Genomic DNA, 24,921 nt, shown 5'->3' with positions numbered 1-24,921 from the left:
GTGACGGGCAGGTCATGCGTGAAGCGATGATCGAGCATCATGGGTATGCTACCGCCGCATGGACGTGAGCACCGTCGGCCTCCGCACGCTGCGCGAGGTCGCCGAGACCGGCAGCTTCAGCGCCGCCGCCCAACGGCTCGGGTACACGCAGTCGGCGGTGTCGCGCCAGGCCGCGGCCCTCGAGCGGGCCGCCGGCGCTGCCCTGTTCGAGCGCGGCCACGACGGCGTCCGGCTGACGAGCGCCGGGCTGGTCCTGCTCGGCCGGGCCCGGGTCGCCCTCGACGCGCTCGACGCCGCGGCCGGCGAGCTCGGGGGCGAGCCGGCGGCGACGGAGCAGGTGCGGCTCGGGGTCTACGTCAGCGGCGGGTTCGACCTGCTGCCCCAGGTGCTCACCCGACTCGCCGAGACCGACCCGCTCGTGCGTGTCACGTCCCGGGAGGGCACGACGCCGGCGCTGGTGCGCGCACTGCGGTCCGGGTCGCTCGACGTCGCCGTCCTGACCTCGCGACCCCCGCACCGCTCCCCCGACGACGAGGCTCCCCCGCTGCACACCGAGACGATCGACGAGGGCGAGCTGCGCCTCGCGGTCGCGCGCACCGGACGCTTCGCGGGACGGGACGCCGTGCACGCCGACGAGCTCACCGACGTCGACTGGATCGCGAGCCCGTCGCCGGCGGGCGAGCCGCTCCTCGGCGTCTGGCCCGGCCTGCCCGGCCGACCGCGCGTCGCCCACAGCGTGCGCGACTGGCTCACCAAGCTCCGCCTCGTCGCCGCCGGCCACGGTGTCACCACCGTCGGGTCCCACCTCGCCCCGTCGCTCGTCCCCGACATCGCCCTGGTCCGCGTCGAGGGCGTGCCACCGGAGGTCCGCCGTCGCATCGTGGCGCGGCTGCCCGAGCGCACGTCGCCCGCCGTCCTCGCGGTCTGCCAGGCGATGGTCGGCGCCGGTCGCGTATAGCGAGCTCAGTCCGACGGCCCGCCGCGGGCGACAAACGCAGGGCCGACATCCAGCTGCTCGCCGACCGTCATACGGTCGAGGCACCAGCGGAGGTGCCAGTGCGGCTCACGGTCCGCGTTCGCGAACCCATTGTCCAGGAGGAACTCCGCCGCCGGTCCGGCGCCGGCGAACCCGACGTCGCCGTCGGGCGTCTCGATGACGAACTCGCTCGCGTCCACAGAGCCATTCTCCCCGCACCACCCGGCGTGCGGTCGTACGGGCGGATCCGCACGGCCCCCCGAGGCGCCGACGACCAGGCATCCATGCTTCCCTGGACCCGTGCGCGTGGAGCGAGTGGTGCCGATCCTGAGGGTCCCGGACGTGCGGCAGGCGGTGCGCGAGCACCGGGAGGTGCTGGGGCTCGAGGTCGTCATGGACCACGGGTGGATCGTCACGCTGGCCGACGACGACGGCCACCAGCTCAGCCTGATGTCGCGCGATGCCTCGGCAGCGGTGAACCCCGACGTCTCGGTCTTCGTCGACGACGTGGACGCGGCGCTGGAGCGCGCCCGTGCGACGGGCGTCGAGATCGTGCATCCCCTGACCCGCGAGCCGTGGGGCGTGACGCGGTTCTTCTACCGCGGGCTGGACGGCCGGGTCATCAACGTCGGGACCCACACGGAGACGGCCTGACCCGTTCGGCAGTGCGTCAGCTGCACCGCCGGCGCGGCCTACGGTCACATCGTCCAGTCGACGCGCGCCTCCATCGGACCGCCGCACTCGGCCGTCCCGCCCACGCGCTCCCAGCCGACGTCGACCTCGGTCTGCTCGACCACGTCCCCGTCGTCGTCCAGCGCGCGAAGCATGACCGAGCGCGGCGAGGAGAACAGTGTGAAGGTCCACGTGTCGCCGTCGTGCGTGGTCGGGATCGTGGGCACCTCCGCGTCCGGTGGGTACGGCGGCTGCCACTGGTCGTCGTCGCGCACCTGGATGACGGCCACCTCGGACGCGTCTCCCTCGAGCGTCACCGTGAGGAGGCTGGAGTAGCCGATCGCGGGGCACGCCTGCTGCAGTCCGGGCGCACGACGGCGGCGAGGACGGTCAGCGCGACGATGGCCAACGCACCCGCGGTCGCCCAGAGCGGCATGCGCACGAGACGCCGACGCTCCGGTGTCGGCGGCCCGTCACTGGCGGTTGGTGCCATCTCTCCTCCCGACATGGTCCGTCGTCGACATCATGTCGCGAGGCGGGAGGTTCTTGCGCGTGCCCGTCGGCGCCGTCGTCCAGGATGACCACCATGACGATGCCCGAGACCGACCTGTTGCGCATCGGACGGTGGTGCCGGGCGCAGGTCCCCGAGCACCTGTGGGACCAGGTGCGTGTCGAGGCCGAGATCGCCGACCGGCACGTGACGATCATCGAGACGCGCCCGCCGTGGGACGGTAAGGGCGACTGGACCCGCTTCCCCGTCGCCCGGCTGCGCTACACCGCCACGACCGGCCACTGGAGCATCTACTGGCGCGACCGGAACCTGAAGTTCCACGAGTACAAGCGCAAGCGACCGACGAAGAACGTGCAGGGCCTGCTCGACCACATCGGTAGCCACGAGGACCCGATCTTCTGGGGATGAGTCGACGCGCGCGCCCGAGTGAGCCGATCAGGACGCGGGTGCGAGCAGATCCTGACGGAGGGTCGCTCGAAGCGCATGACGCACGGCCGCCTCGACGTCGGGAAGGTCTGCGCGGCCACTCTCCAGCGATTGCAGCAGCAGCGCCCGCGCCACCGTGGACGTCGGAAGGCCACGTTCCTCGGCGAGACTCTCGAGCCGCTCCAGCTCGTCGCTGTTGAGCCGGATCTGCAGCACCCGGGAACGCGAGTGCCCCCGGGCCACCCTGACCTCCGACAGGTCACGGAGCTGCCCGTCCCGCGCCTCGGCGTCTTCAGCCGCCTGCGACTCGGCGGCGAGGATCTGCGCGATGTCCTTGGTCATGGCGTTCCTTCCTCTCGGTAGATCCGGCGGTCCTTCGCATTGGACCGCCATCCGTTGATGCCGTAGCCCGTCGGCTTGTGCACGAGGACGGTCAGCACCTCGCCTCGACTGGCGCAGAAGCCGATGATCCGAACTCCCTCGCCGCTGCGACTGTTGTAATCAGGGTCGATTACTACCCGGTTCGGGTCACCCAGCGCTTCATCGGCCTCAGCAGGGCGGACGCCATGCCCGTCCCACATGTGGTCGGCACGTTGCGACCAGTCCGCCGTCTCGAACACTCACATAGCGTATTACAACGTACGACTCAACGAAAGAGAGTGAGCGGAACTCTGGCGCACGGCACGGTGATCACCTCGGCGAGCGACCTCACGCTGACGAGGGTCCGCAGAACTGGCGGGTGCACGGACACGAAGCACGCGCGCTCGACTGTTCCCCACCAAGTTTCCTTCCAGCGCGCGCCTGTCGTCGCACCCGGATGAAGCGACCTCAGAGCAGCACCTGGAGCGCCCGATGGATGACGGCGACGGTGCGCGGGAAGTGCCCTGCAGTGCGAAGCAGCTCAGCAGGTGAGCTCCCCGAGCGTCGTACCCAGCGACGCAGCGCCTCGTTGGCCTGGTCGATTCCCTCGAGATGCGCGATCCGGTACGCGTCCACGATGGTCCGCTCGGCCGAGTACACCCGCAGTTCCGGGTGCTCGGACATGACGGTGCGGCCCACGTCGAACGTCGCCTGCCCGAAGGCATGCCACGTCACGTGCTCGAAGCCCGCAGGAAACCTGGTGCCGCGCGGCAGCGCGATGTCCGTCGCGACCGGGATCTCGTCGCTCAGCCCGTGGTAGACCAGCGCGCTCGTCAGACACATCGTCGCGGCCGGCTTGACCGCCGTCGCGCCCGCCAGCGACGCCACGGCGGGATCGAGCTCACCGGGCCGGATGTAGACCCCGCGCCCGATCCGCTCCAGCTCCCCGGACCGGGCCATGCGGTAGACCTCGTCCTTGCGCAGCCCTGCCGCGCGTGCCGACTCGATCGTCAGGACCGACACCCGGACCACCTCCTTACTGTCTACGGCAAGGGTAGACCTGCATACGGTGAGGAACGTGTGGCCCGAGCAGGCCACCGCAAACCGGGTCCCGTCGAGAACAGCGTCAGTCCCCGATCGGAAAATTCCTCGAGCTCTCCCCGTACGCACCCTGGCCTGCGATGATGCGACCACGGAGAGTGCGTACGGGGTGCGTACGGGGTGCGTACGGGGTGGCTACCCCGTACGTTTCCGGTAACGCACCCGGGCCACCATCGACGGCATGAAATCTTCCCGCAGCCGCGAGTTCTGCGCGTGGGCGTCGGTCCGGACGTCGGACCGCCCGGCGTCGGGCGGTCTGCGCCTCTGCTCGGGAGGGCGGTCGTGCCACCGGTCGCGCCGAGCCGCCTGCGGCGGCCCCTCCGGTGGTGATGACTCTTCACCACCGGCGTGCCGACGGTGCCGGTTCTTCGTGGGGAAGCCCACGGTGGTGCGGACTCCGCACCACCGCACGTCGGGCACGGGCACGCTGACCGCCACCGTGAGGATCGGAAGCAACGGCCAGGATCGTGCGCGGACCCCCCTGGTGGTGAGGACTCCTCACCACCGGACCGTCGACGGCGTTGGCGCTTCGCAGCGGAGCCCACGGTGGTGGTGACTCCCCACCACCGTGGAGGTGGCCGGCTCCGGCGCTCCGCGGCGGAGCCCACGGCCCTGCGGACTCCGCAGCGCCGTGGGGCTTCCTCTGCCGTCGGGTCGGGTCAGGACCCGAACCTTCTGGGCACGGTCGGGATGGCGACAGCCAGCTGCTCGCGTAGCTCGTCGAGGTCGACGCGAATGAGTCTGCCCACGCGGTATCCGGTGACCGTGCCGTCGGCGATGCGCCGGCGGACGGTCTTTACCGACACGCTGAACTCCTCGGCGGCGGCCGCAAGATCGACGAGCCGCCCGTGCCCTCCGGGGCGTTCCTGGATCGTGGCGGTTCCCATGGTCCTGCTCCTTGCCGGCGGCGCCCTCGTGCCGCCCTCACAACTCAGGTGTTCACGCGTCCCCACGAGCGGACTCGAGCTCCGACAGCACGGTGGCGCTCATCCGCGCGGCGAGGTCGATGTCCCGCGCCATGGTGGCCTTCTGGTACCGAAGCACGACGTTGACGTCGGAGTGCCCGCCGCGCCGCATCAGCTCGGCGAGCGTCGCGCCCTCCTGCGCGAACCGCGTCAGCCCGGTGTGCCGCAGGTCGTGGAACCTGTACCCCTCGGGCAGCCCGGGCACCTCGACCCGGGCAGCGGCCCAGGCCGAGTGGAACGTCGTCGACGACATGTGCTCGGCGCCCCGGGACCTCAGCGGCACGATCGGCGCGGTCCGCCCCGCGGCCACGTGCGCGTCGAGGTGCTCGCACAGCCGCGCGATCATCAGCGGCGGCACCGCCATCGACCGCACGCCCTTCTCGGACTTCGGGTCGGCGAGCTGCCCGGTGGTGCCGTTCTTCTGCCGTCGCACGTACAGCGTGGCGGCGGTGCGGTCGGCATCCCAGACGACGTCGCGCCGCTGCAGCCCGAGAACCTCGCCCCGGCGCAGCTGGCACCACGCCGCGAGCAGCACGGCGATCCGCCACGGCTGCGGCAGCGCGTCGTGCAGCGCGTCGACCTGCTGCGGCGTCGCGACGTCGTCCTCGGGCGTGTGGTCGGCGTCGTGCCGGACGGAGCGGCGCGACGGCGTGGGCACGTCCGGCATCGTCTCGAGGAGACCGTCGCGCACGGCGGCACGCAGGATCATCTTGAGCATGTCGACGGCGTCGCCGGCGACCCGTTGTGCGTCGCGCCCGGCTTGAGCGCGGACGGCCGCGCGACGATCTGCGCCGTCAGCTCCCGGACAACGGCGGTGTCGATGTCCCGTACCCGGACGTCGCCGAGCGGCTCGAGCAGGTAGTTGTGCACCCGCCCGCGGTAGACCATCACGGTGCCCGGACGCCGGGGCCGGCCGCCCTTGCCCGGCTCGTGCTGGACGCGCTCCAGCCAGGCCAGCGCATAGTCCCGGAACGTGACGTCCCGCCGCGCGGCCTCCGCGGCCTCCGCCTCGCGCCGTCGCGCCGCGTCCTCGGGCGACTCCCACTCGCCGCGCGCGATCGCGGCCTGCGTCCGATTGAGGAACCCTCGCGCGTCGGTCTTCGTGAGGAAGGTCAGCGGCCGGTCGTCAGCCGTGCGCGCCGAGTACACGTTCCCGTCGGGGCCCCTGTACCGCGCCTGCCACCGCTTCGACGGCAGCTGACGGAGCATGCCCCATGCCTCGCGACGCTGTCGCGCCGCACCCTTCGTGGCCATCTCGATCCTCCTGGTTCGTGCCACCCCCGTGCCACATCTCGTGGCACGGCGGGGGTCCTTCTGTCTCTAGGTGTCCAGGCCTCACCACGACAGAAAAGAGGCCCGGACCTGCGGAAACTCGCAGATCCGGGCCTCTGACCAGGCGATCGATCGGTGACCGATTCGTCCCGATTTCTAGAAGTTGATCATGTGCCCCACGAGGCCGTGGATGGACTCCTGCACGGACTCCGACAGCGTCGGGTGCGTGTGCACGTTGCGCGCGACCTCGTCGGCCGTGAGGTCCCACTTCTGCGCGAGGGTGAGCTCGGGCAGCATCTCGGAGACGTCCGGGCCGATCATGTGGGCGCCGAGCAGCTCGTTGTACTTGGCGTCCGCGACGATCTTGACGAAGCCGGTCGGGTCGCCCAGACCGTGCGCCTTGCCGTTGGCCATGAACGGGAAGGTGGAGACCTTGACGTCGTAGCCCTCGTCCTTGGCCTGCGCCTCGGTGAGGCCGAACGACGCGACCTGCGGGGAGCAGAACGTGGCGCGCGGCATCATCCGGTAGTCGCCCAGCGTCATGGTCTCGGCGCCGCCGATGGTCTCGGCCGCGACGACGCCCTGCGCCTCCGCGACGTGCGCCAGCATGAGCTTGGCGGTGACGTCGCCGATGGCGAAGATGTGCGGCACGTTGGTGCGCATGTGGTCGTCGATGGCGATGGCGCCGCGCTCGGTGAGCTGGACACCGGTGTTCTCCAGGCCGAAGCCTTCGACGTTGGGCGCGAAGCCGACGGCCGACAGGACCTTGTCCACGACGATCTCGCCGGGCTTGTCGTCCTTGACGCCCTTGTAGGAGACGGTGACGGACGACCCGTTGTCCTTGATCGTCTGCACGGCGGTGGACGTGAGGATCTTGACGCCCAGCTTCTTGTACTGCTTGGCGATCTCCTTGGAGACGTCCGCGTCCTCGTTCGGCAGGGCACGGTCGAGGAACTCGATGATCGTGACGTCCACGCCGTAGTTCTTGAGGACGTAGGCGAACTCCATGCCGATGGCGCCGGCGCCGACGATGGCGATCGAGTTCGGCAGCTCGCGCGTCATGATCTGCTTCTCGTAGGTCACGACGTTCTCGGACAGCTCGACGCCCGGCAGCAGCTTGACCTGCGAACCGGTCGCGATGATCGCGTTGTCGAACGTCACCGTCTCGGTACCGCCCTTGTTCAGAGCGACCTCGATGGTGTTGGCGTCGCGGAACGTGCCGCGGCCGTCGAGCTCGGTGATCTTGTTCTTCTTCATGAGGAAGTGGACGCCCTTGGTCCGGCCGTCCGCGACCTCGCGGGACCGGTCGAACGCCTTGCCGAAGTCGAACGTCACGTCACCCGACATGCCGAAGAAGTCGGCCTGGTGGTTGAAGATGTGCGCGAGCTCCGCGTTGCGCAGCAGGGCCTTCGAGGGGATGCAGCCCACGTTGAGGCACACACCACCCCAGTACTTCTCCTCGATGATGGCGACGGACTTGCCGAGCTGTGCCGCACGGATCGCGGCGACATAGCCGCCGGGGCCAGCTCCGAGGAGGACGACGTCGTAGTGGGAAGCCATGGGGTCAGCCTATTAGCCGCGCGGAAGCCCCGCGGCGTGACATCCGTCGCACCGCTCGGCGACGGTCAGCGCACCGAGTCCACGCCCAGGTTCGCCAGGGCGTCGGCCCGCTCGTTCCCCGGGTCCCCCGCGTGCCCCTTGACCCACACCCAGCGCACGTCGTGCTTGGTGACCTCGGCGTCGAGCGCCTGCCACAGGTCGACGTTCTTCACGGGCTTCTTCGCCGACGTCTGCCAGCCGTTGCGCTTCCAGCCGGCGATCCAGGTCTTCATCCCGTTCATGACGTACGACGAGTCCACGTGGACCACGACCGTGCTGGGCCGCGTGAGCGCCCGCAGGGCCTCGACGACGGCCGTCAGCTCCATGCGGTTGTTGGTCGTCACCGCCTCGCCCCCGAACAGCTCCTTGGTGTGCGGGCCGAAGCGCAGCAGCGCGCCCCAGCCGCCGATCCCGGGGTTGCCCTTGCAGGCGCCGTCGGTCCACATCTCCACGAGCGGCTGGTCGGTGGTGTCGGGGTTCTCGTCTGGCACCCGCACACCCTATGCGGCGCCGGGCCGGCCGGTGTCGGTGGTCGTGGCTAGCGTCGGTCGGACGGACGACGACGGAGGGCGGCGACATGAAGTTCGGGTTCATCGGCAGCTACGGCACCCCGGAGCAGCAGGTGCGGCTCGCGCGCGAGTGCGAGGAGCACGGCTGGGACGGCTTCTTCACCTGGGACGGGGTGAGCCTCGACGAGCCCGGCTTCGACGCCCATCCCACCTGGGACCCGTTCGGGCTCCTGGCCGCCGCGGCGGCGGTCACCGACCGGATCACCCTCGGGGCGATGGTGTTCGCCCTCCCCCGCCACCGGCCGTGGGAGCTCGCCCAGCGGGCGCTGACGGTCGACCACCTGTCCGGCGGTCGGCTCGTGCTGCCCGTCGGCGTCGGCGTCCCGACGGACCGCGCGTTCACCTCCGTGCCCGGGCAGCCGACGGCGCTGCGCGACCGCGCGCAAGCGCTCGACGAGGTGCTCGCGTGGCTCGAGCGCTCGTGGTCGGGCGAGACGTTCACCCACGAGGGCGCGCAGGTGACCACCGGCCAGTTCCGGTTCTCGCAGCCGCCCGTGCACGGGCGGATCCCGGTGTGGCCGGTCGCGGTGTGGGACGCCGAGCGCCCGCCGCGACGCAGCCTCGACCGCGCGCTGCGCTGGGACGGCATGGTGCCGCAGGTGCGCGGCGAGTCGCCGGAGGACGCCGAGGCCGGCCCGCAGCAGATCCGCGAGCTGGTCGACTGGATCGTGGCGCAGCGCGGCCCCGACGCCGGCCCGTACGACGTCGTCTACCAGGGGCGCCTCGACGCCGACCCGCAGACGGCCGCCCGTCAGGCCCGCGAGGTCGCCGAGGCGGGCGCCACCTGGTGGCTGGAGTCGTGGTGGGACCCGACGTCGGTCACGCCCGAGTGGCTCCTGGAGCGCGTGCGGCAGGGCCCGCCGTCCCTCTGACACGCAACGAGCGTGCTGATTCGTTCCTCAAACGGCCTGTTTGAGGAACGAATCAGCACGCTCGATGTGAGACCGGGCTCAGCCGACGGGTCGGGCCGGCTCGATCGGCACGCTCGGCAGGTGCTTGGCGGGCAGCGTCTTCGGGCGCCACGACGCCCGCTGCTCCTCGAACGCCGTGATGTCGGCCTCGTGCTGCAGGGTGAGGCCGATGTCGTCCAGGCCCTCCATGAGCCGCCAGCGCGTGTAGTCGTCGATCTGGAAGGGCACCGTGACGTCGTCGGCGGTCGCGGTCTTCGCCTCGAGGTCGACGGTCACCTCGGTGCCCGGCCGGGTCTCGAGGACCTTCCAGAGCAGCTCCACGTCCTCCTGGGCGACGACGCCGGCCACGAGGCCCTGCTTGCCCGAGTTCCCGCGGAAGATGTCGGCGAAGCGCGACGCGAGGACGACGCGGAAGCCGTAGTCCTTCAGGGCCCAGACGGCGTGCTCGCGGGACGAGCCGGTGCCGAAGTCCGGCCCGGCGACGAGCACGGAGCCCGCCGAGTACGCCTCCTGGTTGAGGACGAACGACGGGTCGCCGCGCCAGGCGGCGAACAGCGCGTCCTCGAAGCCGGTGCGCGTGACGCGCTTGAGGTACACGGCCGGGATGATCTGGTCGGTGTCGACGTTGCTGCGGCGCAGCGGCACCCCGACGCCCGTGTGCGTGCTGAACTTCTCCATGGTGGTCTCCTGAGCTGCGGGGTGGTCAGACGAACGACGGCGCGGACAGCGGCGCCAGCGGGGTGCCGTCGAAGGTGGCGAGGTCGACGTCCTCGTCGAGATCGAGGTCCGACACGGACGACAGGGTGCCGCGGACGGCGGTGGCCGCCGCCACCAGCGGGGACACCAGGTGGGTCCGGCCGCCCTTGCCCTGCCGCCCCTCGAAGTTGCGGTTCGACGTCGAGGCCGCGCGCTCCCCCGGCGCGAGCTGGTCGGGGTTCATGCCCAGGCACATCGAGCAGCCGGCGTTGCGCCACTCGGCGCCGAACTCCTTGAAGATGACGTCCAGGCCCTCGGCCTCCGCCTGCAGCCGCACGCGGGCCGACGCCGGCACCACGAGGACTCGGACGTCGTCGGCCTTCGTGCGGCCCCGCAGCACCTTCGCCACCGAGCGCAGGTCCTCGATACGGCCGTTGGTGCACGACCCGATGAAGACGGTGTCCACGGTGATGTCGCGCAGCGGCGTGCCGCCCTCGAGACCCATGTACTCGAGCGCCTTCGCCGCGGTCACCCGGTCGCCCTCGTCGGCGATGTCGGCCGGCACCGGGACGGACGCGGACAGCGGGAGCCCCTGACCGGGGTTGGTGCCCCAGGTGACGAACGGCTCCAGGTCGGCGGCCTCCAGCACGACCTCGGCGTCGAACTCGGCGTCGTCGTCGGAGCGCAGCGTCTTCCAGTACTCGACGGCGGCGTCCCAGTCGGCGCCCTCGGGCGCGTGCGGGCGCCCGGCGAGGTACTCGAACGTCGTCTCGTCCGGGGCGATCATCCCGGCGCGGGCGCCGGCCTCGATGGACATGTTGCAGATGGTCATCCGCGCCTCCATCGACAGCTTGCGGATGGCCTCGCCGCGGTACTCGAGCACGTACCCCTGGCCGCCACCGGTGCCGATCTTGGCGATGATCGCGAGGATGATGTCCTTGCTGGTGGTGCCGGGCGGCAGGTCGCCGTTGACGGTGATCGCCATCGTCTTGAACGGCGTCAGCGGCAGCGTCTGCGTGGCGAGCACGTGCTCCACCTCGGACGTGCCGATGCCGAACGCCAGCGCGCCGAACGCGCCGTGCGTGGAGGTGTGCGAGTCGCCGCAGACGACCGTCAGGCCCGGCATCGTCAGGCCGAGCTGCGGCCCGACCTGGTGCACGATGCCCTGGTCGGCGTCGCCCAGCGAGTGGATGCGGACGCCGAACTCCCGCGCGTTGTTGCGCAGCGTGTCGATCTGCGTGCGGCTCGTGAGGTCCGCGATCGGCAGGTCGATGTCGAGCGTCGGGGTGTTGTGGTCCTCGGTGGCGATCGTCAGGTCCGCGCGCCGCACCGGGCGGCCCGTGAGCCGCAGCCCCTCGAAGGCCTGCGGGCTGGTCACCTCGTGCACGAGGTGCAGGTCGATGTACAGGAGGTCCGGCGACCCGTCGGAGCCGCGGCGCACCAGATGCGCCTCCCAGACCTTCTCCGCCAGCGTGCCGGCCATCATGCGCTCCTCGTCCGCCGCGTGTGCGCGGCTCTCGTGACTACCTCGTAGGACCCTGTCGTGCTACCGTCCCGCGGTTTCGTCCAGTGAGATCTCGTCCTCGACTTGCGATCTCAGTGGGCGAGACGTCAGTATCGACCTATGGACGATACTAGCGGAGTCGGCGTACTCGACAAGGCCGCGTCCGTGCTGGGCGCACTCGAGGCCGGTCCGGCCACCCTCGCGCAGCTGGTCTCCTCGACCGGCCTCGCACGACCGACGGCTCACCGTCTCGCGGTGGCGCTCGAGCACCACCGCCTCGTCGCGCGCGACATGCAGGGACGATTCGTGCTCGGACCACGGCTCAACGAGCTCGCCACGGCCGCCGGCGAGGACCGGCTGCTCGCCGCGGCGAACCCGGTGCTGACGGCGCTGCGCGACCACACGGGCGAGAGCGCGCAGCTCTACCGCCGCCAGGGCGACCACCGCGTGTGCGTGGCGGCCGCCGAGCGGCCGGTCGGGCTCCGCGACTCGATCCCGGTCGGCGCGACGCTCACCATGCATGCGGGTTCCGCCGCGCAGGTCCTGCTCGCCTGGGAGGAGCCGGACCGCCTGCACCGCGGCCTGCGCGAGGCCGTCTTCACCGCGACGATCCTCTCCGGCGTCCGGCGACGCGGCTGGGCGCAGTCGGTGTCCGAGCGCGAGCTCGGCGTCGCCTCCGTCTCCGCCCCCGTGCGCGGCCCGTCGGGGCGCGTCGTCGCGTCCGTCTCCGTCTCGGGGCCGGTGGAGCGCCTGACCCGGCAGCCGGGGCGCCTGCACTCCGCCGCGGTGGTCGCCGCCGCGAACCGGCTGACCGAGGTGCTGCGCCGCGCCGGAGAGTGACACCCCCACCGCATCCCGCCGCCCTCGTGCCCGGCGCGCCGCCCGCTCCGGGCGGCGCGCCGGGCACGGTACTGTCGGGCCCCGCCCCAGGTCAGTACGCTCCTGGCTGACGGGGCAACTCCGCTCCCCGACCCGAGAGGCGTGAGGACCTGATGCCCGCGAAGGCCAAGACCCTGTTGATCTGGATCGTCGTGATCTTCCTGATCTTCGCGATCGTGAACGACCCGAACCGTGCCGGCAACATCGTCACGTCGATCTGGGACTTCATCACCAACACGATCTCGAGCTTCGGCGAGTTCTTCTCGACCATCTCCTCCTGAGCGCTGCCATGTTCCTCGGCGAGGCTCGACCACGCGACGCAGTGCGGACGCACCGCCACCTGCGTCGCTACGTCCTGCCGCACGAGAACGTGGTCATCGCCACCCGGCGGCACTGGGCTCGGCTGCTCGAGCCCATCCTCACGACCGTCGCGGCGTTCTTCCTGGTGGGGGCCGTCGTGATGTCCACGCCGGTGGACGTGCGCGGCACCGTCCAGTGGCTCTGGGTCGCGTGGTTCCTCGTGGCCGGCCGCCTCGCCTGGAAGTGGCTCGAGTGGCGCTACGAATGGTTCGTCGCGACCGACAAGCGCCTGCTGCTCCTGTACGGGCTGGTGGTGCACCGGGTGTCGATGATGCCCCTGAAGAAGGTCACCGACATGGGCTACTCGCGCAGCCCGCTCGGCCAGGTGCTCGGCTACGGGCGCTTCGACATGGAGTCCGCGGGCCAGGACCAGGCCCTGCGCACGATCAACTTCGTCCCGTCCCCCGACGACACGTACCGCACCCTGTGCGACACGATCTTCACCCCCGGCAGCGGGAGCAGCATGGACGACGACGACCTCCCGGGCCCGCCGCCGTCCGTCGCGCCCGGCGGCGGGGGCCCGGACGACGGCTCGCCCGGCGACGGCTCGGAGCCGCGCCCGATCACCCAGCCCATCCGGGTGAGCCCCGCGGGGCGCTCGCCCCGCCCGGACGACATCGACGCGGTGCGGACGACCGACCCCGGCCCACGCTTCGCCCCGCCGAAGAGCCACGGCGGCGGCGCGTACGTGCCCGACCCGTTCCTCTGAGCCCCTCCGCGCTGCGGCCCGGGCCCCGCTGCAGCCCGGGCCCCGCAACCGCCGGGCACCAGGCGGCGGCGCACGAGTCGACGGGCACGACAAAGGCCCGATCCGTATGGACCGGGCCTTGCGTGGTACCCCCAACGGGATTTGAACCCGTGTTACCGCCGTGAGAGGGCGGCGTCCTAGGCCGCTAGACGATGGGGGCCTGGAACGACCTCGCGCCGGGGCGAGAGGCCAGCTGCGGCGCCGGCGGACCGGCGACCTGCGTACCCCCAACGGGATTTGAACCCGTGTTACCGCCGTGAGAGGGCGGCGTCCTAGGCCGCTAGACGATGGGGGCCTATGACTCGGCGACCCCGAGGGGTCTCCGTGCCGTGCAAAAACTCTACACACCGCCAGCCGGCGGGCGAGGGCACTGCGCTGGGGTACCAGGACTCGAACCTAGACTAAGTGGACCAGAACCACTCGTGCTGCCAATTACACCATACCCCAAGGGATCGGACGTTCCGGGCAAATCCGACTATCGCCGGCGTGCCGCGTTCGGCCCAACGACGCAGAACATTACCGGACTCGGGCCCGCCAGCCAAAACGGAGCACGGGTGCCGTGCGTCACGCCCACGCCGCGCTCAGCGAGCCCCCGCGACCGCGGCCAGCCGTCGCGCCGACGCCGGCAGCACGGCCCCGTCGCGCCACACGACGCGCAGCCGGCGCGACAGGTCGAGCTGGGCGATCGGCACGGTCACCAGGTGCCCCGCGGCGACGTCGTCCGCCACGCTGAGCGCCGACAGCACGGTGACGCCGTCGCCGTGCCGCACCGCCGTCTTCACCGCCACCGTGGAGCCCAGCGCGGTCACGTGGTCCGGCAGCCGCGCCCCCGCCTGGCCGAGCGCCTCCTCGAGCACGTCGCGGGTGCCCGAGCCCGCCTCGCGCAGCACGAGCCCTCCCGTGACCAGCTCGGCCGGGCCGACCGACCGCCGCCTGGCCCAGGGGTGACCCGGGGCCACGACGACCACGAGCTCGTCGCGGGCGACGGTCCGCGCCCGCAGCCCCGGCCGCACCGTCGGGCTCTCCACGAAGCCCAGCTCGACGGTCCCGTCGAGCACGAGCTCCATCACCTCGCGGGAGTTGCGCACCACGAGCTCGACGTCGGGCGCCGCGCCGCCGCTCTCCCGCTCGGCCCGGGCGAAGGCCGCCAGCCACCGGGGCGCCAGGTACTCCGCGATCGTGAGGCTCGCCGCCACCCGCAGGCCCTCGACCGGCTCCTCGCGCAGCGCGCCCGCGGCCGACTCGAACCGGTCCACGGCCGCCAGGACGTCGCGGGCCGCCTCGGCGACGCGCCTCCCGACGGCGGTGGGTTCCGAGCCGCGCGGCCCGCGGACGAGGAGCTCGAGGCCGAGGCGCCGCTCCAGCCGGTGCAGCCCGGCCGACGCGGTCGGCTGCGAGACGCCCGCCGCGCGCGCCGCGGCGCTGATCGACCCGTGCTGGTCGAGGGCGACCAGCAGCTCGAGGGCGGCCAGGGGTGGACGATCTGCCATAGCGCCAGTCTATGGATCGATCGGCACCTGGCGCTTCCGGCCGCACCGCGCGAGCGACCAGCCTGGGGGCGTGACGACCACTCCCCCGACCGCACCACCCCACCATCCCCCGCACACCGGCGCGGCGACCCGGCGCACCGCCGTCGCACGACTGCTGCCCGGCCTCGCGCTCGCCGCGGCCGCGACGGCCGTCCTGCTGGCGGGCAGCCGACTCCTGGGCCCCGTCACGGGCGGGGCGCTGTCCCCGCTGGTCCTCGCGCTGGTCGCCGGGGCCGTCGTCGGCTCCGTGCTCGGCCGGCTCGTGGGGAACGGCGGCACCGCGGCGCTGGTGGGCGCACGGATCGCGCCGGGCACAGAGTGGACGGCGCGCACGGTGCTGCGGGCGGGAGTGGTCCTGCTCGGGCTGCAGCTCGCGATCCCGGACGTCCTGGCGCTCGGCTGGCGCGGCATCGCCGTCGTCGTCGTCACCGTGGCAGGGACGTTCGCCGCGATCCTCGCGCTGGGCCGCCTGCTGAAGGTCCCGCACCGCACCACCCTGCTCGTGGCCACAGGCTTCTCCATCTGCGGCGCGGCGGCCGTCTCGGCGATGACCAGCGTCCTCGAGCGCGACCCGCGGTCGGGGCCGGGCGCACCGGCCCGGCTGCGGGACGACGTCGCCGCGGCGCTCGCGCTCGTCACCGTCTACGGGACGGTGGCGATCGTCGCGCTGCCGCTGCTCGCGGGCGCGCTGGGCCTCACCGACCACCAGGCCGGCCTGTGGATCGGCGCCAGCGTGCAGGAGGTCGCGCAGGTGGTCGCCGCGGCCGGGACCGTCTCGGCGGCGGCCCTCGCCACCGCGACCGTCACCAAGCTCGCGCGCGTGGTGCTCCTCGCCCCGATCGTCGCCGGGACCGGCGCGGTGCTCGCGCGGCGGTCAACGCGCGGCGCGGCCGAGGACGGTCGCGGCACCGGGTCGCGCGCGGCGCCCGTCCCCGGCTTCGTGCTCGGCTTCCTCGCGGCGGTGCTGGTGCGCAGCACGGGCGTCCTGCCCGAGGCGGTGACGGACGCCGCCACCCAGGTCACGACCGTCCTGTTCGTGGCCGCGATGTTCGCCCTGGGCATGGGCGTCGACGTGCCGCGCCTGGCGCGCACCGCCCGCCGGCCGCTCCTGCTCGGGGCGCTGGGCGCCGTCGCCGTCACCGGGATCGGGCTGGCCGCGGTCCTCCTGCTCGCCCCCTGACGGCCGCGGGTCAGAGGCCGAGGGCCGCGGCCAGGTCCGCCAGTCCGGGCACGACGACGATCCCGGCACCCCGCATCGCCGCGACGTCCACGTCGTGCTCGCCGTCCCGGCGCGCGCCCGGCCGGTCGAGCCAGACGCCGACCAGGCCGGCGTCGTGCGCGCCGCGCGCGTCGACCTCCGGCTCGTCGCCCACGTACGCGGTGCGCGCCGCGGAGGTGCCCAGCAGGCGCGCGCCCTGGGTGAAGACGTCCGGGTGCGGCTTGCCGTAGCCGAGGGTGTCCACGCCCACGAGCACGGGCAGGTCCGCCAGCCCGGCCACGCGCAGCTTGCGCTCCTGCAGCTCGGTGGCGGCGTTGGTGACGACGCCCACCGCGACCCCGCCGGCCCGCAGCGCGTCGAGCGCGGGGCGGGCGTCGTCGAACGGGCGCCACGACCGTTCGAAGGTGCCCCAGAAGAGGGCGTCCCAGTCGGCGAACGTGTGCTCGGTGACGGGCTCGCCGCCGAACGTGCGGTGCAGCAGGTCGGCGCGCAGCAGTCGCTGCGTGCGGTGGTCGGTCTCGCCGCGCGTGTAGCGCCGGTAGTGGCCGCCCGGGTCGGAGCGCCAGTGCGCCAGCAGCCGCGGGTACTCGTCGGCCGGGACGTGCGGCAGGTGCTCCACGGCGACGGCGGTGAGCGCCGCAGCGAACGCGCCCTTGGTGTCGACGAGCGTGTCGTCGACGTCGAGCAGGACGCCGTCGACGCGCCCGGTCACGCCGGGGCGTCCGCTGCCGGTGCGGCGGCGAGGCGCGCGATCGCGGCGTCGACCCGCGACAGCGTGCGCTCGCGCCCGAGCACCTCGAGCGACTCGAACAGCGGCAGCCCCACCGTCCGGCCCGTGACCGCGACGCGCACCGGCGCTTGCGCCTTGCCCAGCTTGAGGCCGTGCTTCTCGCCCACCTGGGTGACGAGGTCCTTGAGCGGCTCGGCCTCCCACGTCCCGAGCGCCGCCATCGCCTCGCGGGCGTCCGCGAGCAGCTCCGCGGCGCCCGGCTTCATCGCCTTGGCCCACGACCGCTCGTCGTCCACCGGCACGTCGAGGAACAGGAAGTCGACGTTGTCGGTGATGTCGGCCAGCAGGGCGACGCGCGACTGCGCGAGCGGCGCGACACGGGCGAACGCGGCGGCGTCGTACTGCTCCTCCGTCCACGGCGCGTGCGGGGCGTGCAGCCACGGGTCGACGGCGGCGACGAACTCGTCGAGCGACAGCGCCCGGATGTACTCGCCGTTGAACGACGTGAGCTTCTTGACGTCGAAGAACGCCGACGCGCTGTTCACGTCCTCGATGCGGAACCGGGAGACCAGCTCGTCGAACGGCAGGATCTCCTCGTCGTTGCCCGGCGCCCAGCCGAGCAGCATGAGGTAGTTGACCATCGCGTCGGGCAGGTAGCCCTCGGCGAGGTAGTCCTCGAGCGCCACCTTGTCGCGGCGCTTGGACAGCTTCTGCCGCTTCTCGTTGACGATGACCGGCAGGTGCGCCCAGACCGGCGGCGTGGCGCCGAGCGCCTCCCACAGCAGCTGCTGCTTGGGCGTGTTCGACAGGTGCTCCTCGCCGCGCACGACGTGCGTGATGCCCTCGTCGAGGTCGTCGACGACGTTGGCGAGCAGGAACACCGGCGACCCGTCGCCGCGGGCGACGATGAAGTCCTCGATGGCGGAGTTCGGGAAGACCGGGTTGCCGCGGATGAGGTCCACGACCTGCGTCTCGCCCTCGTCCGGCGTGCGGAAGCGCAGCGCCCGGCCGGGCTCGTAGGCGAGGCCGCGGTCGCGGCAGAACCCGTCGTAGCCCGACTGCGGGTTGCCCGTGCGGGCGGCGACGTCGTCGCGCGTGCAGTCGCAGTAGTAGGCGCGGCCCGCCTCCAGCAGGCGCCCGGTGGCGGCGCGGTGCTTCTCGACGTTCTGCGACTGGAAGTAGGGGCCCTCGAACGTCGGGTCGTCGGCGTGCATGCCGAGCGCGGCGAGCGCCGTCAGGATGCCGTCGGTCCACTCGGGCCTGTTCCGCGCCGCGTCGGTGTCCTCGACGCGCAGCACGAACGTGCCGCCCGACTGCTTGGCCATCGCCCAGTTGAACAGCGCCGAGCGGCCGCCGCCCACGTGGAACATGCCCGTCGGGGACGGGGCGAAGCGGACACGGACGTCGGAAGAACCAGGTGCGGGGATCACGGGAACAGCGTAGTTGGCCCCGGGCCCCGGCCGGCATCGGCGGGGACCGCTACCGCGAGCCGCGGTCGGCGAGCCCCTGTCGGGCGCCCACGCGAGCGACGGCGAGCGCCACCGGCTCCGCCAGGTCCGGGTTCGGCAGGTCGGCGACGGGCCACCAGCGCAGCTCGAGGGACTCGTCGCTCGCCGCGGGTCGGGCGCCGTCGGCGGCGACGGCGACGAAGCGCACGTCCAGATGGTGCGCCTCGGCGTCAGGACCGCAGAACGGCACCGCGTGCTCGTCGAGGTGCACCGGGACGGGATCGAGCTCGACGTCGATCCCCGACTCCTCCACCGCCTCCCGCCGGGCGGCACCCGCCAGCGTGCGGTCCCCCGGTTCGAGGTGGCCGCCGAGCTGGAACCACCGGCGTGCCTTGGCGTGCAGGGTGAGCAGCACGTGGGCGCCGTCCGCGGAGAGCACGACCGTCGACGCGGTGAGGTGGTCCGGCCGGCAGGTGCGCCACGCGCCGTCCGGGTGGTCGTCGAGGTGCGTGACGAACCGGTCGCGCAGGGCCCGCTGGTGCTCCGTGGCCGGCGCCGCCCGCCGGAGCACGGACCGGGCGTCGGCTCGCAGGTCCGTCACGTCAGTCGCGGCGGAACACGGGGTTGGCGAGCGTGCCGATCCCCTCGACCTCGCACTCGACGCGGTCGCCGTGGTCGATGCGCCCGACGCCGGCGGGGGTGCCGGTGAGGATCACGTCGCCCGGCAGCAGGGTCATCGCCTTGCTGATGTACGACACGAGGAACGGGACGTCGAAGACCATGTCCGCGGTGCGGCCGTCCTGCTTGAGCTCCCCGTTGACGTAGCTGCGCACGCCGACGTCCTCCGGGTCGAGGTCGGTGTCGATCCACGGCCCCAGCGGGCAGGAGGTGTCGAAGCCCTTGGCCCGCGCCCACTGGCCGTCGGTGCGCTGGGCGTCACGCGCGGTCACGTCGTTCGCGACGGTGTAGCCCAGCACGTACGACCGGGCGTTCTCGGGCTCGACGTCCTTGCACACCTTGGAGATCACGACGGCGAGCTCGGCCTCGTAGCTGACCTCGCGCGTGAACTCGGGGAGGACGACCGGGTCGTCCGGGCCGACGACGGACGTGTTCGGCTTGAAGAACAGCAGCGGCGTGGCCGGCACCTCGCCGCCCATCTCCTTCGCGTGGTCGGCGTAGTTCTTGCCCACCGCGACCACCTTGGAGCGCGGGATGACCGGCGCCAGCAGCCGCACGCCGTCGCCGAGCTCGATCCGCTCCCCCGTCGGCATCGCCGGCATGGACAGCGGGTCACCGCCCAGCACGGCGAGGAAGGTCTTGTCGCCCTCGGCCTGGACCAGGGCGAAGCGGGGGTCGTCTCCGGTGGTGAATCTCGCGATGCGCACGCGCCCAGCGTACTGGCGCGACGGTTCACGCGCGGGCGAGCACCTCGCCGTGCAGGATGGCGAACCAGCCGTCGGGCGCCTGCGCCCAGGCCTGCCAGTCCTGCGCGATCTGCTCGAGCGCCACGTCGTCCGCCAGGCCGGACTCCTTGGCCTGGACCGCGAAGTTGGACTCCACGCAGCGCTCGGCCCACAGCTCGCCCCACCACTGCCGGTCGGTGGGCGTGGCGTAGCACCAGGACGACGCCGACGGCACGATGCCCCCGAGGCCCGCCTCCTGCACCCAGGACATGAGCCGGCGTCCGGCGTCGGGCTCGAAGCCGTAGGCGTGCGTGACCTCGTGGTAGAGGGTGTTCCACTCCTCGAGGCCGTTCGACTCCGGGTACCAGGCCATCGCCGCGTAGTCGGCGTCGCGCACGGCGACCAGCCCGCCGGGCTTGGCGACCCGCTTCATCTCGCGCAGCGCCGCGACCGGGTCGGACAGGTGCTGCAGCAGCTGGTGGGCGTAGACGACGTCGAACACGTCGTCGTCGAAGGGCAGCTCGTAGGCGTTGGCCTGCTCGAAGCGGACGTTGGCGTAGCCGAGCGCCGCGGCGTGCTCGCGCGCCGCGTCGAGGACGTTCTCGGACGCGTCGACGCCGACCACGTCGCCGCCGGCCAGGATCCGGGCGAAGTCGGCGGTGACCGTGCCCGGGCCGCAACCGACGTCGAGCAGGGACATGTCGTCGCGCAGGTGCGGCATGAGGAAGCCCGCCGAGTTCTGCACGGTGCGGCTGCGGTGGGAGCGCAGCACGGACTCGTGGTGGCCGTGCGTGTACGACTCCGACTCCTTGCTGGGCACCGTGTGGTGGGTGCTGGGGGCCTCGATCGCGTCGTTGAGATCGGCGCCGGCGAACTCCGAACCGGTCAGGTCGGGGGCGGACGCCGAGGGCTGGTCGCTCATGGGCCCCACGGTAGTGACCCGGACGCCTCCCCACCGGCGGGTTCTCACCCTGCGGACGACGCGCGGCCTGCCGTGGGACGGCTCCGGGTGGCATCCTTGGCGCCATGGGCGCGCCCCGGGGACCCGTCGCGGACCCCGCCCCGACCGCTCCGCCCACGCCGGCGGGCGGCTGGTGGCGCCGCCACACCGCGAACCTCACCGGCGGGCCCGGCCGCGTGCCCGGCATCGACGTCGCCCGCGGGATCGCCGTCCTCGGCATGTTCACCGCGCACGTCGGCGTCACCTCCGACGACCTGGGCACCCTGTCCGGCTGGCTGTCGATCGCGCACGGCCGCTCGTCCATCCTGTTCGCGCTGGTCGCGGGGGTCTCGATCGCGATCGTCTCCGGCGGCACCCGGCCCGCGACCGGCGCCGCCCTGACCCGCGCGCGCACCCGGCTGCTGGTGCGGGCCGCGCTCTTGCTCGGGCTCGTCGCGCTGCTCGACCTGCTCGGGACGCGGGTCGCGCTGATCCTCGGCTTCTACGCCGCCTACTTCGTGCTCGCGCTGCCGTTCCTGCGCTGGCGCCCACCGCGGCTCGCGGCGCTCGCCACCACGATCGCCCTCGTCGGGCCGGTGCTCGCGCACTGGGGCCCGGAGGTGCTCGCCCGCGCGGGCCTGCGGCTGCCGCGCGACGGGTCGGGCTCCGTGACCGACTTCGTGCTCACCGGCCACTACCCGGCCGTGGTCTGGATGGCGTACGTGCTGGCGGGCATGGCGATCGGCCGCTGCGACCTGCGCTCGCCCCGGCTGCGGCGCGGGCTGCTGGTCGGCGGGCTCGCCGCCGTGGCCGTCGCGGGGATCGTGTCCGAGCGGCTCGTCGCCGCGGCGGGCGGGGCCGAGGCGATCGACCTGCAGGTCACCACCACGTCCAGCCTGCTCACCACGACGCCCTACGGCTGGGACGACCCGTGGCCCGCGGCGGCGTACCTCGCGCTGGCGGGCCCGCACCACGACACGACGTTCGAGGTCGTCGGCTCCGGCGGCTTCGCCGTCGCCGTCGTGGGGCTGTGCCTGTACGTGGGGCGGGTCGGACGGTGGGTGCTCGCGCCGCTCGCGGCGACCGGCGCCATGGCCCTGACCGTCTACTCGCTGCAGATCGTCGCCATCTGGCGCTGGGACCTGCTCGAGTCGACCACGAACGGGCCGCTCGTGCTCCTGGTGGTCGTGACCCTCGTCGCGGCGACGGCGTGGCGGTTCCTGCTCGGGCGCGGGCCCCTCGAGCGGCTGCTCGGGTCGGTGGCCGACCACGCAGCCGACCGGGCGGCCGACCGGGCAGAGGACGTCAGAGCGTCACCGACCCGCTGATCGTGGTCACCGTGTCCCCGCCGACCCACACGACGCCGTCCGTGTCACGACGCACGTGGACCCGCCCGCGCCGGCCGAGGACCGTGCCCTGCGACGCGACGTACGACTCCGGCAGGACCGGCCCGGCGAGCCACTCGCCGATCCCGGCGTTGAGGCTGCCCGTGACCGGGTCCTCCGCCACGCCGAGGCCGGGCACGAACGCGCGCACCTCGACGGCCGCGTCCGACTCCCCCGGCTCGTACGGCCCGACGACGCCGATCTTGAGGTCGCCGAAGGCGGCGAGGTCGGGCTCCACCGCCAGCACCGCGGCCGCGTCCGGCAGCAGCGCCGCGACCCAGCCCGGCCCGTTGTCCACCCAGGCCGCGTCGACGACGTCGCTCACCGGGACGCGCAGGGCGCGCGCGAGGTGCGCCAGGTCCTCGGGCGCCACCGACCCGGAGCGCAGCAGCGGCGGTCCGGCGAAGGCGAGCCGGCCGTCGTCGGGCCTGCCGGGGGCGCCGCGCCGGAGGGTCACGTTCCCGACCCCGCACTCCTGCACGACGGCGCCCTCCGTGCGGGGCACGCCGCCGGCCTCGAGCCACGCGTGCGCCGTGCCGAGCGTGGGGTGGCCGGCGAACGGCAGCTCGCCGCCGGGCGTCCAGATCCGTACGCGGTAGTCCGCGCGCGCGTGGGTGGGCGCGAGCAGGAACGTCGTCTCCGACAGGTTGGTCCACCGGGCGAAGGCCGCCATCCGGTCGTCGGTGAGGTCGTCGGCGTCGTGCACGACGGCGACCGGGTTGCCGGTCAACGGACCGGAGGCGAAGACGTCGACCTGGCGGAGCCCGAGCGTGTGCGGCATGTCGCACACGCTAGCCCCGTCCGCGGCCACCGGCCCGGCGCGCGGCTCGTACCCTGGGACGGTGCCCTCCCCCGCGTCCCCGACGACCCGCCGCGCGCCCCGCGCAGCGGGCGACGCGGCGGTGCCCGCGAGCGCCTGGGGGCCGACGGCGGCCGCCCACGCGGAGCGTGCCGACGCCCTGACGGCCGTCTGGCGCGACGCCCGCGACCGGGGCGAGGCGCACGCGATCGAGGACTTCCTGTTCACCTACTACCCGACCCGCGTGTCGCACCTGCGCCGCTGGCACCCCGGGGCGGGCGTCGTCCTCGCCGACGCCGCCGAGCACGCCGGGTGGCGCTGGTACCGCGAGGTCGCGCTGCCCGGCGGCGGCACGGGCGCCACGCTCGACGCGGACGCGTTCCTCGCGGACCGCGGGGACACCGTGCGGTACGTGCGCGCCCTGGTCGGCGCCACGGCGTCGCGGCCGGGCACGTTCGGCTGCTTCGGGCTGCACGAGTGGGCGATGGTCTACCGGGACCGGGCGGCGGGGCGCGACCACCGCCACCCGCTGCCGCTGCGGCTCGGCCACGAGGGCACGGACGCCGTCGTCGAGTCGCACCGCATCGGCTGCTCGCACTTCGACGCGTTCCGCTTCTTCACCCCCGAGGCCCGCGAGCGCAACCAGCTGCGGCCCACCCGCGAGCGCCAGCCCGCGATGGAGCAGCCGGGCTGCCTGCACGCCACCATGGACCTGTACAAGTGGGCCCAGAAGCTCGGGCCCGCCGTCCCGGGCGACCTGCTGCTCGACTCGTTCGAGCTGGCGCGCGACGTCCGGTACACGGACATGGCGGCCGCGCCGTACGACGTGTCCGCCTACGGCGTCGAGGCCGTGCCGATCGAGACGCCCGACGGCAAGGCGGAATACGTCCGCCGCCAGCGCGCCTTCGCCGAGCGCGGCCAGGGGCTGCGGGCCCGGCTCCTGGACGTCTGCGACGCCCTGCTGCCGCCCGCGCCGTAGACCGGCGTCGGCCCGCGAGCGCCGGGCCGAGGACGTCAGACCGAGAGCAGGGCGATGCCCGCGACGACGACCACCGACCCGGCGATCTTCGCGGCCGGCCGGGGCTCCTTGAACAGCCACCACGCGAGCAGCGTCCCGACGACGATGCTCGACTCGCGGGCGGGGGCCACCAGGGCGATCGGCGCCGTCTGCATCGCGACCAGCACCAGGATGTACGCCAGCGGGGAGAGCACGCCGATGAGGACGATCTCCCTCAGGTGGCGGCGGACCATGTCGCGGGCCTCGGCGCGGCGGGCACGTCCCCCGAGCACCGGCGTGAGAGTGATGGACTGCCAGGCGGCGAAGAACGCGAAGTAGACGACGGGGTCGAGGCCGAGCGTCGTCACGGCGAAGCCGTCCCACAGCGTGTAGGCCGCGATGGTGGCGCCGGTGTAGACGCCCCAGCGGAGGCCGGCGCCGCCGCGGTCGGCCACGAGCTTCGGGGCGCCCGCGCCGGCGACGACCGCCACGCCCGCGACGACGACGAGGCCGCCCGCGACGTGGTGCGGCTCGACGTGCTCGCCCAGCACGAGGAGCGCGACGCCCATGGTGATGAGGGGCCCGGCTCCGCGGGCCGTGGGGTACACGACGCTCAGGTCCGCCCGGGCGTACCCGGTGTTGAGCACGATCCCGTACACGTTGTGCAGGAGGCCCGAGACGGCCGAGGCGAGCAGGAGCTGCGGCACGTCCTGCCAGCCGTCGCGCGCCAGGAGCACCAGCCCGACGGGCAGCCAGAGCAGGGCGCCCGCCGTCGCGTAGCACCACACGAAGACCCGCGACCCGCCCTCGACGCGCTTCGCGGCGACGTTCCACACCGCGTGGAGCACCGCCGCGACGAGCACGAGGGCGGTGGCGGTGGCGGTCATCGAGCGTGGACGTTACTCCTGGTCCGAGCGCCCGG

The 24,921-nt window shown here is 73.1% G+C and carries 30 protein-coding genes and 3 tRNA genes; 10 read left to right on the top strand and 23 right to left on the bottom strand.

The features are described from left to right. Positions 1-58: 58 nt before the first annotated feature. Positions 59-958: a LysR family transcriptional regulator gene (locus tag IEW03_RS04670; protein WP_188522505.1), complete on the top strand. Its 900-nt coding sequence runs from the start codon at positions 59-61 to the stop codon at positions 956-958. Positions 959-963: 5 nt separating this feature from the next. Here IEW03_RS04670 and IEW03_RS04665 read toward each other — a convergent pair whose 3' ends face one another. Then, complete coding sequence (locus IEW03_RS04665) at positions 964-1,176, bottom strand: hypothetical protein (protein WP_188522504.1); 213 nt, start codon at positions 1,174-1,176, stop codon at positions 964-966. 118 nt (positions 1,177-1,294) lie between these two features. On the opposite strand from IEW03_RS04665, the gene IEW03_RS04660 reads away from it, so the two are divergent. Further along, complete coding sequence (locus IEW03_RS04660) at positions 1,295-1,630, top strand: VOC family protein (RefSeq protein ID WP_229737456.1); 336 nt, start codon at positions 1,295-1,297, stop codon at positions 1,628-1,630. Positions 1,631-1,674: 44 nt separating this feature from the next. Here IEW03_RS04660 and IEW03_RS04655 read toward each other — a convergent pair whose 3' ends face one another. Next, positions 1,675-1,965, bottom strand: coding sequence for a hypothetical protein (locus IEW03_RS04655; protein ID WP_188522502.1), 291 nt, complete (start codon positions 1,963-1,965; stop codon positions 1,675-1,677). Between the two features lie 269 nt (positions 1,966-2,234). Between IEW03_RS04655 and IEW03_RS04650 the strand changes: the two genes are divergently transcribed. Then, on the top strand, positions 2,235-2,567 hold the full coding sequence (locus tag IEW03_RS04650; protein ID WP_188522501.1) for a DUF3024 domain-containing protein: 333 nt from the start codon (positions 2,235-2,237) through the stop codon (positions 2,565-2,567). A 27-nt stretch (positions 2,568-2,594) separates the two neighbouring features. Here the strand turns inward: IEW03_RS04650 and IEW03_RS04645 are convergent, their stop codons facing one another. The 8 genes from IEW03_RS04645 to rnhA all read right to left on the bottom strand — a co-directional run bounded on the left by IEW03_RS04645 (position 2,595) and on the right by rnhA (position 8,373). After that, the gene (locus IEW03_RS04645) at positions 2,595-2,927 is read right to left on the bottom strand and encodes a ribbon-helix-helix protein, CopG family (protein WP_188522500.1); all 333 of its coding nucleotides are present in this window, start codon (positions 2,925-2,927) and stop codon (positions 2,595-2,597) included. Next, positions 2,924-3,205 (bottom strand): BrnT family toxin, encoded by a 282-nt coding sequence (locus IEW03_RS04640; protein ID WP_229737454.1) that lies wholly within the window; start codon positions 3,203-3,205, stop codon positions 2,924-2,926. The genes IEW03_RS04645 and IEW03_RS04640 overlap by 4 nt, the downstream gene beginning before the upstream one ends. 208 nt (positions 3,206-3,413) lie before the next feature. Further along, a complete protein-coding gene (locus tag IEW03_RS04635) occupies positions 3,414-3,968 on the bottom strand; it encodes a type IV toxin-antitoxin system AbiEi family antitoxin domain-containing protein (RefSeq protein WP_188522499.1) in 555 nt (184 codons plus the stop codon). Between the two features lie 737 nt (positions 3,969-4,705). Continuing rightward, positions 4,706-4,933 (bottom strand): helix-turn-helix domain-containing protein, encoded by a 228-nt coding sequence (locus tag IEW03_RS04630; RefSeq protein WP_188522498.1) that lies wholly within the window; start codon positions 4,931-4,933, stop codon positions 4,706-4,708. A gap of 52 nt (positions 4,934-4,985) precedes the next feature. Then, positions 4,986-5,729 (bottom strand): tyrosine-type recombinase/integrase, encoded by a 744-nt coding sequence (locus IEW03_RS20295; RefSeq protein ID WP_229737452.1) that lies wholly within the window; start codon positions 5,727-5,729, stop codon positions 4,986-4,988. Beyond that, a complete protein-coding gene (locus IEW03_RS20290) occupies positions 5,717-6,220 on the bottom strand; it encodes a hypothetical protein (protein ID WP_229737443.1) in 504 nt (167 codons plus the stop codon). Before IEW03_RS20290 ends, IEW03_RS20295 begins: the two co-directional genes overlap by 13 nt. Before the next feature lie 219 nt (positions 6,221-6,439). Beyond that, on the bottom strand, positions 6,440-7,843 hold the full coding sequence (lpdA, locus tag IEW03_RS04620) for a dihydrolipoyl dehydrogenase (RefSeq protein ID WP_188522497.1): 1,404 nt from the start codon (positions 7,841-7,843) through the stop codon (positions 6,440-6,442). A 65-nt stretch (positions 7,844-7,908) separates the two neighbouring features. Continuing rightward, on the bottom strand, positions 7,909-8,373 hold the full coding sequence (gene rnhA, locus IEW03_RS04615; RefSeq protein WP_443093548.1) for a ribonuclease HI: 465 nt from the start codon (positions 8,371-8,373) through the stop codon (positions 7,909-7,911). Positions 8,374-8,459: 86 nt separating this feature from the next. Between rnhA and IEW03_RS04610 the strand changes: the two genes are divergently transcribed. Further along, complete coding sequence (locus IEW03_RS04610) at positions 8,460-9,323, top strand: LLM class flavin-dependent oxidoreductase (protein WP_188522496.1); 864 nt, start codon at positions 8,460-8,462, stop codon at positions 9,321-9,323. Between the two features lie 78 nt (positions 9,324-9,401). Here the strand turns inward: IEW03_RS04610 and leuD are convergent, their stop codons facing one another. Then, a complete protein-coding gene (leuD, locus tag IEW03_RS04605; RefSeq protein ID WP_188522495.1) occupies positions 9,402-10,040 on the bottom strand; it encodes a 3-isopropylmalate dehydratase small subunit in 639 nt (212 codons plus the stop codon). 25 nt (positions 10,041-10,065) lie between these two features. Continuing rightward, entirely contained in the window at positions 10,066-11,541 is a 1,476-nt protein-coding gene (gene leuC / locus IEW03_RS04600) for a 3-isopropylmalate dehydratase large subunit (RefSeq protein ID WP_188522768.1), read from the bottom strand. Positions 11,542-11,682: 141 nt separating this feature from the next. On the opposite strand from leuC, the gene IEW03_RS04595 reads away from it, so the two are divergent. The 3 genes from IEW03_RS04595 to IEW03_RS04585 all read left to right on the top strand — a co-directional run bounded on the left by IEW03_RS04595 (position 11,683) and on the right by IEW03_RS04585 (position 13,510). Then, positions 11,683-12,402, top strand: coding sequence for an IclR family transcriptional regulator (locus IEW03_RS04595; protein ID WP_188522494.1), 720 nt, complete (start codon positions 11,683-11,685; stop codon positions 12,400-12,402). A 152-nt stretch (positions 12,403-12,554) separates the two neighbouring features. Beyond that, complete coding sequence (locus IEW03_RS04590) at positions 12,555-12,722, top strand: hypothetical protein (protein ID WP_188522493.1); 168 nt, start codon at positions 12,555-12,557, stop codon at positions 12,720-12,722. A gap of 41 nt (positions 12,723-12,763) precedes the next feature. After that, positions 12,764-13,510, top strand: a complete 747-nt coding sequence (locus tag IEW03_RS04585; protein WP_188522492.1) for a PH domain-containing protein — start codon at positions 12,764-12,766, stop codon at positions 13,508-13,510. A 123-nt stretch (positions 13,511-13,633) separates the two neighbouring features. On the opposite strand, the gene IEW03_RS04580 is transcribed toward IEW03_RS04585, so the two are convergent. The 4 genes from IEW03_RS04580 to IEW03_RS04565 all read right to left on the bottom strand — a co-directional run bounded on the left by IEW03_RS04580 (position 13,634) and on the right by IEW03_RS04565 (position 15,039). Next, positions 13,634-13,709 (bottom strand) — tRNA-Glu (locus IEW03_RS04580). Between the two features lie 62 nt (positions 13,710-13,771). Further along, a tRNA-Glu gene (locus IEW03_RS04575) sits at positions 13,772-13,844 on the bottom strand. Positions 13,845-13,924: 80 nt separating this feature from the next. After that, a tRNA-Gln gene (locus tag IEW03_RS04570) sits at positions 13,925-13,996 on the bottom strand. Positions 13,997-14,130: 134 nt separating this feature from the next. Next, positions 14,131-15,039 (bottom strand): LysR family transcriptional regulator, encoded by a 909-nt coding sequence (locus IEW03_RS04565; protein WP_188522491.1) that lies wholly within the window; start codon positions 15,037-15,039, stop codon positions 14,131-14,133. A gap of 70 nt (positions 15,040-15,109) precedes the next feature. Here IEW03_RS04565 and IEW03_RS04560 point away from each other — a divergent pair, with 70 nt between their 5' ends. Beyond that, positions 15,110-16,258, top strand: a complete 1,149-nt coding sequence (locus IEW03_RS04560; RefSeq protein WP_188522490.1) for a YeiH family protein — start codon at positions 15,110-15,112, stop codon at positions 16,256-16,258. Positions 16,259-16,268: 10 nt separating this feature from the next. On the opposite strand, the gene IEW03_RS04555 is transcribed toward IEW03_RS04560, so the two are convergent. From IEW03_RS04555 to IEW03_RS04535, 5 genes are read right to left on the bottom strand one after another with little or no spacing between them, the layout of a single operon-like run. Next, complete coding sequence (locus IEW03_RS04555; RefSeq protein ID WP_188522489.1) at positions 16,269-17,009, bottom strand: HAD family hydrolase; 741 nt, start codon at positions 17,007-17,009, stop codon at positions 16,269-16,271. Continuing rightward, positions 17,006-18,457 (bottom strand): glutamate--tRNA ligase, encoded by a 1,452-nt coding sequence (gene gltX, locus IEW03_RS04550; RefSeq protein ID WP_229737442.1) that lies wholly within the window; start codon positions 18,455-18,457, stop codon positions 17,006-17,008. The genes IEW03_RS04555 and gltX overlap by 4 nt, the downstream gene beginning before the upstream one ends. 49 nt (positions 18,458-18,506) lie before the next feature. Further along, complete coding sequence (locus IEW03_RS04545; protein WP_188522488.1) at positions 18,507-19,076, bottom strand: NUDIX hydrolase; 570 nt, start codon at positions 19,074-19,076, stop codon at positions 18,507-18,509. A 1-nt stretch (position 19,077) separates the two neighbouring features. Beyond that, entirely contained in the window at positions 19,078-19,860 is a 783-nt protein-coding gene (locus IEW03_RS04540; RefSeq protein WP_188522487.1) for a fumarylacetoacetate hydrolase family protein, read from the bottom strand. 25 nt (positions 19,861-19,885) lie between these two features. Next, on the bottom strand, positions 19,886-20,800 hold the full coding sequence (locus IEW03_RS04535; protein WP_188522486.1) for a class I SAM-dependent methyltransferase: 915 nt from the start codon (positions 20,798-20,800) through the stop codon (positions 19,886-19,888). Positions 20,801-20,904: 104 nt separating this feature from the next. Here IEW03_RS04535 and IEW03_RS04530 point away from each other — a divergent pair, with 104 nt between their 5' ends. Next, positions 20,905-22,146, top strand: coding sequence for a heparan-alpha-glucosaminide N-acetyltransferase domain-containing protein (locus IEW03_RS04530; protein ID WP_188522485.1), 1,242 nt, complete (start codon positions 20,905-20,907; stop codon positions 22,144-22,146). Here IEW03_RS04530 and IEW03_RS04525 read toward each other — a convergent pair. Continuing rightward, positions 22,124-22,984: a PhzF family phenazine biosynthesis protein gene (locus IEW03_RS04525; protein WP_188522484.1), complete on the bottom strand. Its 861-nt coding sequence runs from the start codon at positions 22,982-22,984 to the stop codon at positions 22,124-22,126. The two genes, IEW03_RS04530 and IEW03_RS04525, sit on opposite strands and share 23 nt — an antisense overlap. Positions 22,985-23,045: 61 nt before the next feature. Between IEW03_RS04525 and IEW03_RS04520 the strand changes: the two genes are divergently transcribed. Next, a complete protein-coding gene (locus IEW03_RS04520; RefSeq protein WP_371870591.1) occupies positions 23,046-23,981 on the top strand; it encodes a 3-methyladenine DNA glycosylase in 936 nt (311 codons plus the stop codon). Positions 23,982-24,016: 35 nt separating this feature from the next. Here the strand turns inward: IEW03_RS04520 and IEW03_RS04515 are convergent, their stop codons facing one another. Continuing rightward, positions 24,017-24,886 (bottom strand): EamA family transporter, encoded by an 870-nt coding sequence (locus IEW03_RS04515; RefSeq protein ID WP_188522483.1) that lies wholly within the window; start codon positions 24,884-24,886, stop codon positions 24,017-24,019. Positions 24,887-24,921 lie beyond the last annotated feature (35 nt).

The sequence above is a fragment of the Isoptericola cucumis genome (assembly GCF_014635665.1).
Classification (GTDB): Bacteria; Actinomycetota; Actinomycetes; order Actinomycetales; family Cellulomonadaceae; genus Isoptericola; species Isoptericola cucumis.
This window is presented reverse-complemented; position numbering and strand designations above follow the sequence as displayed.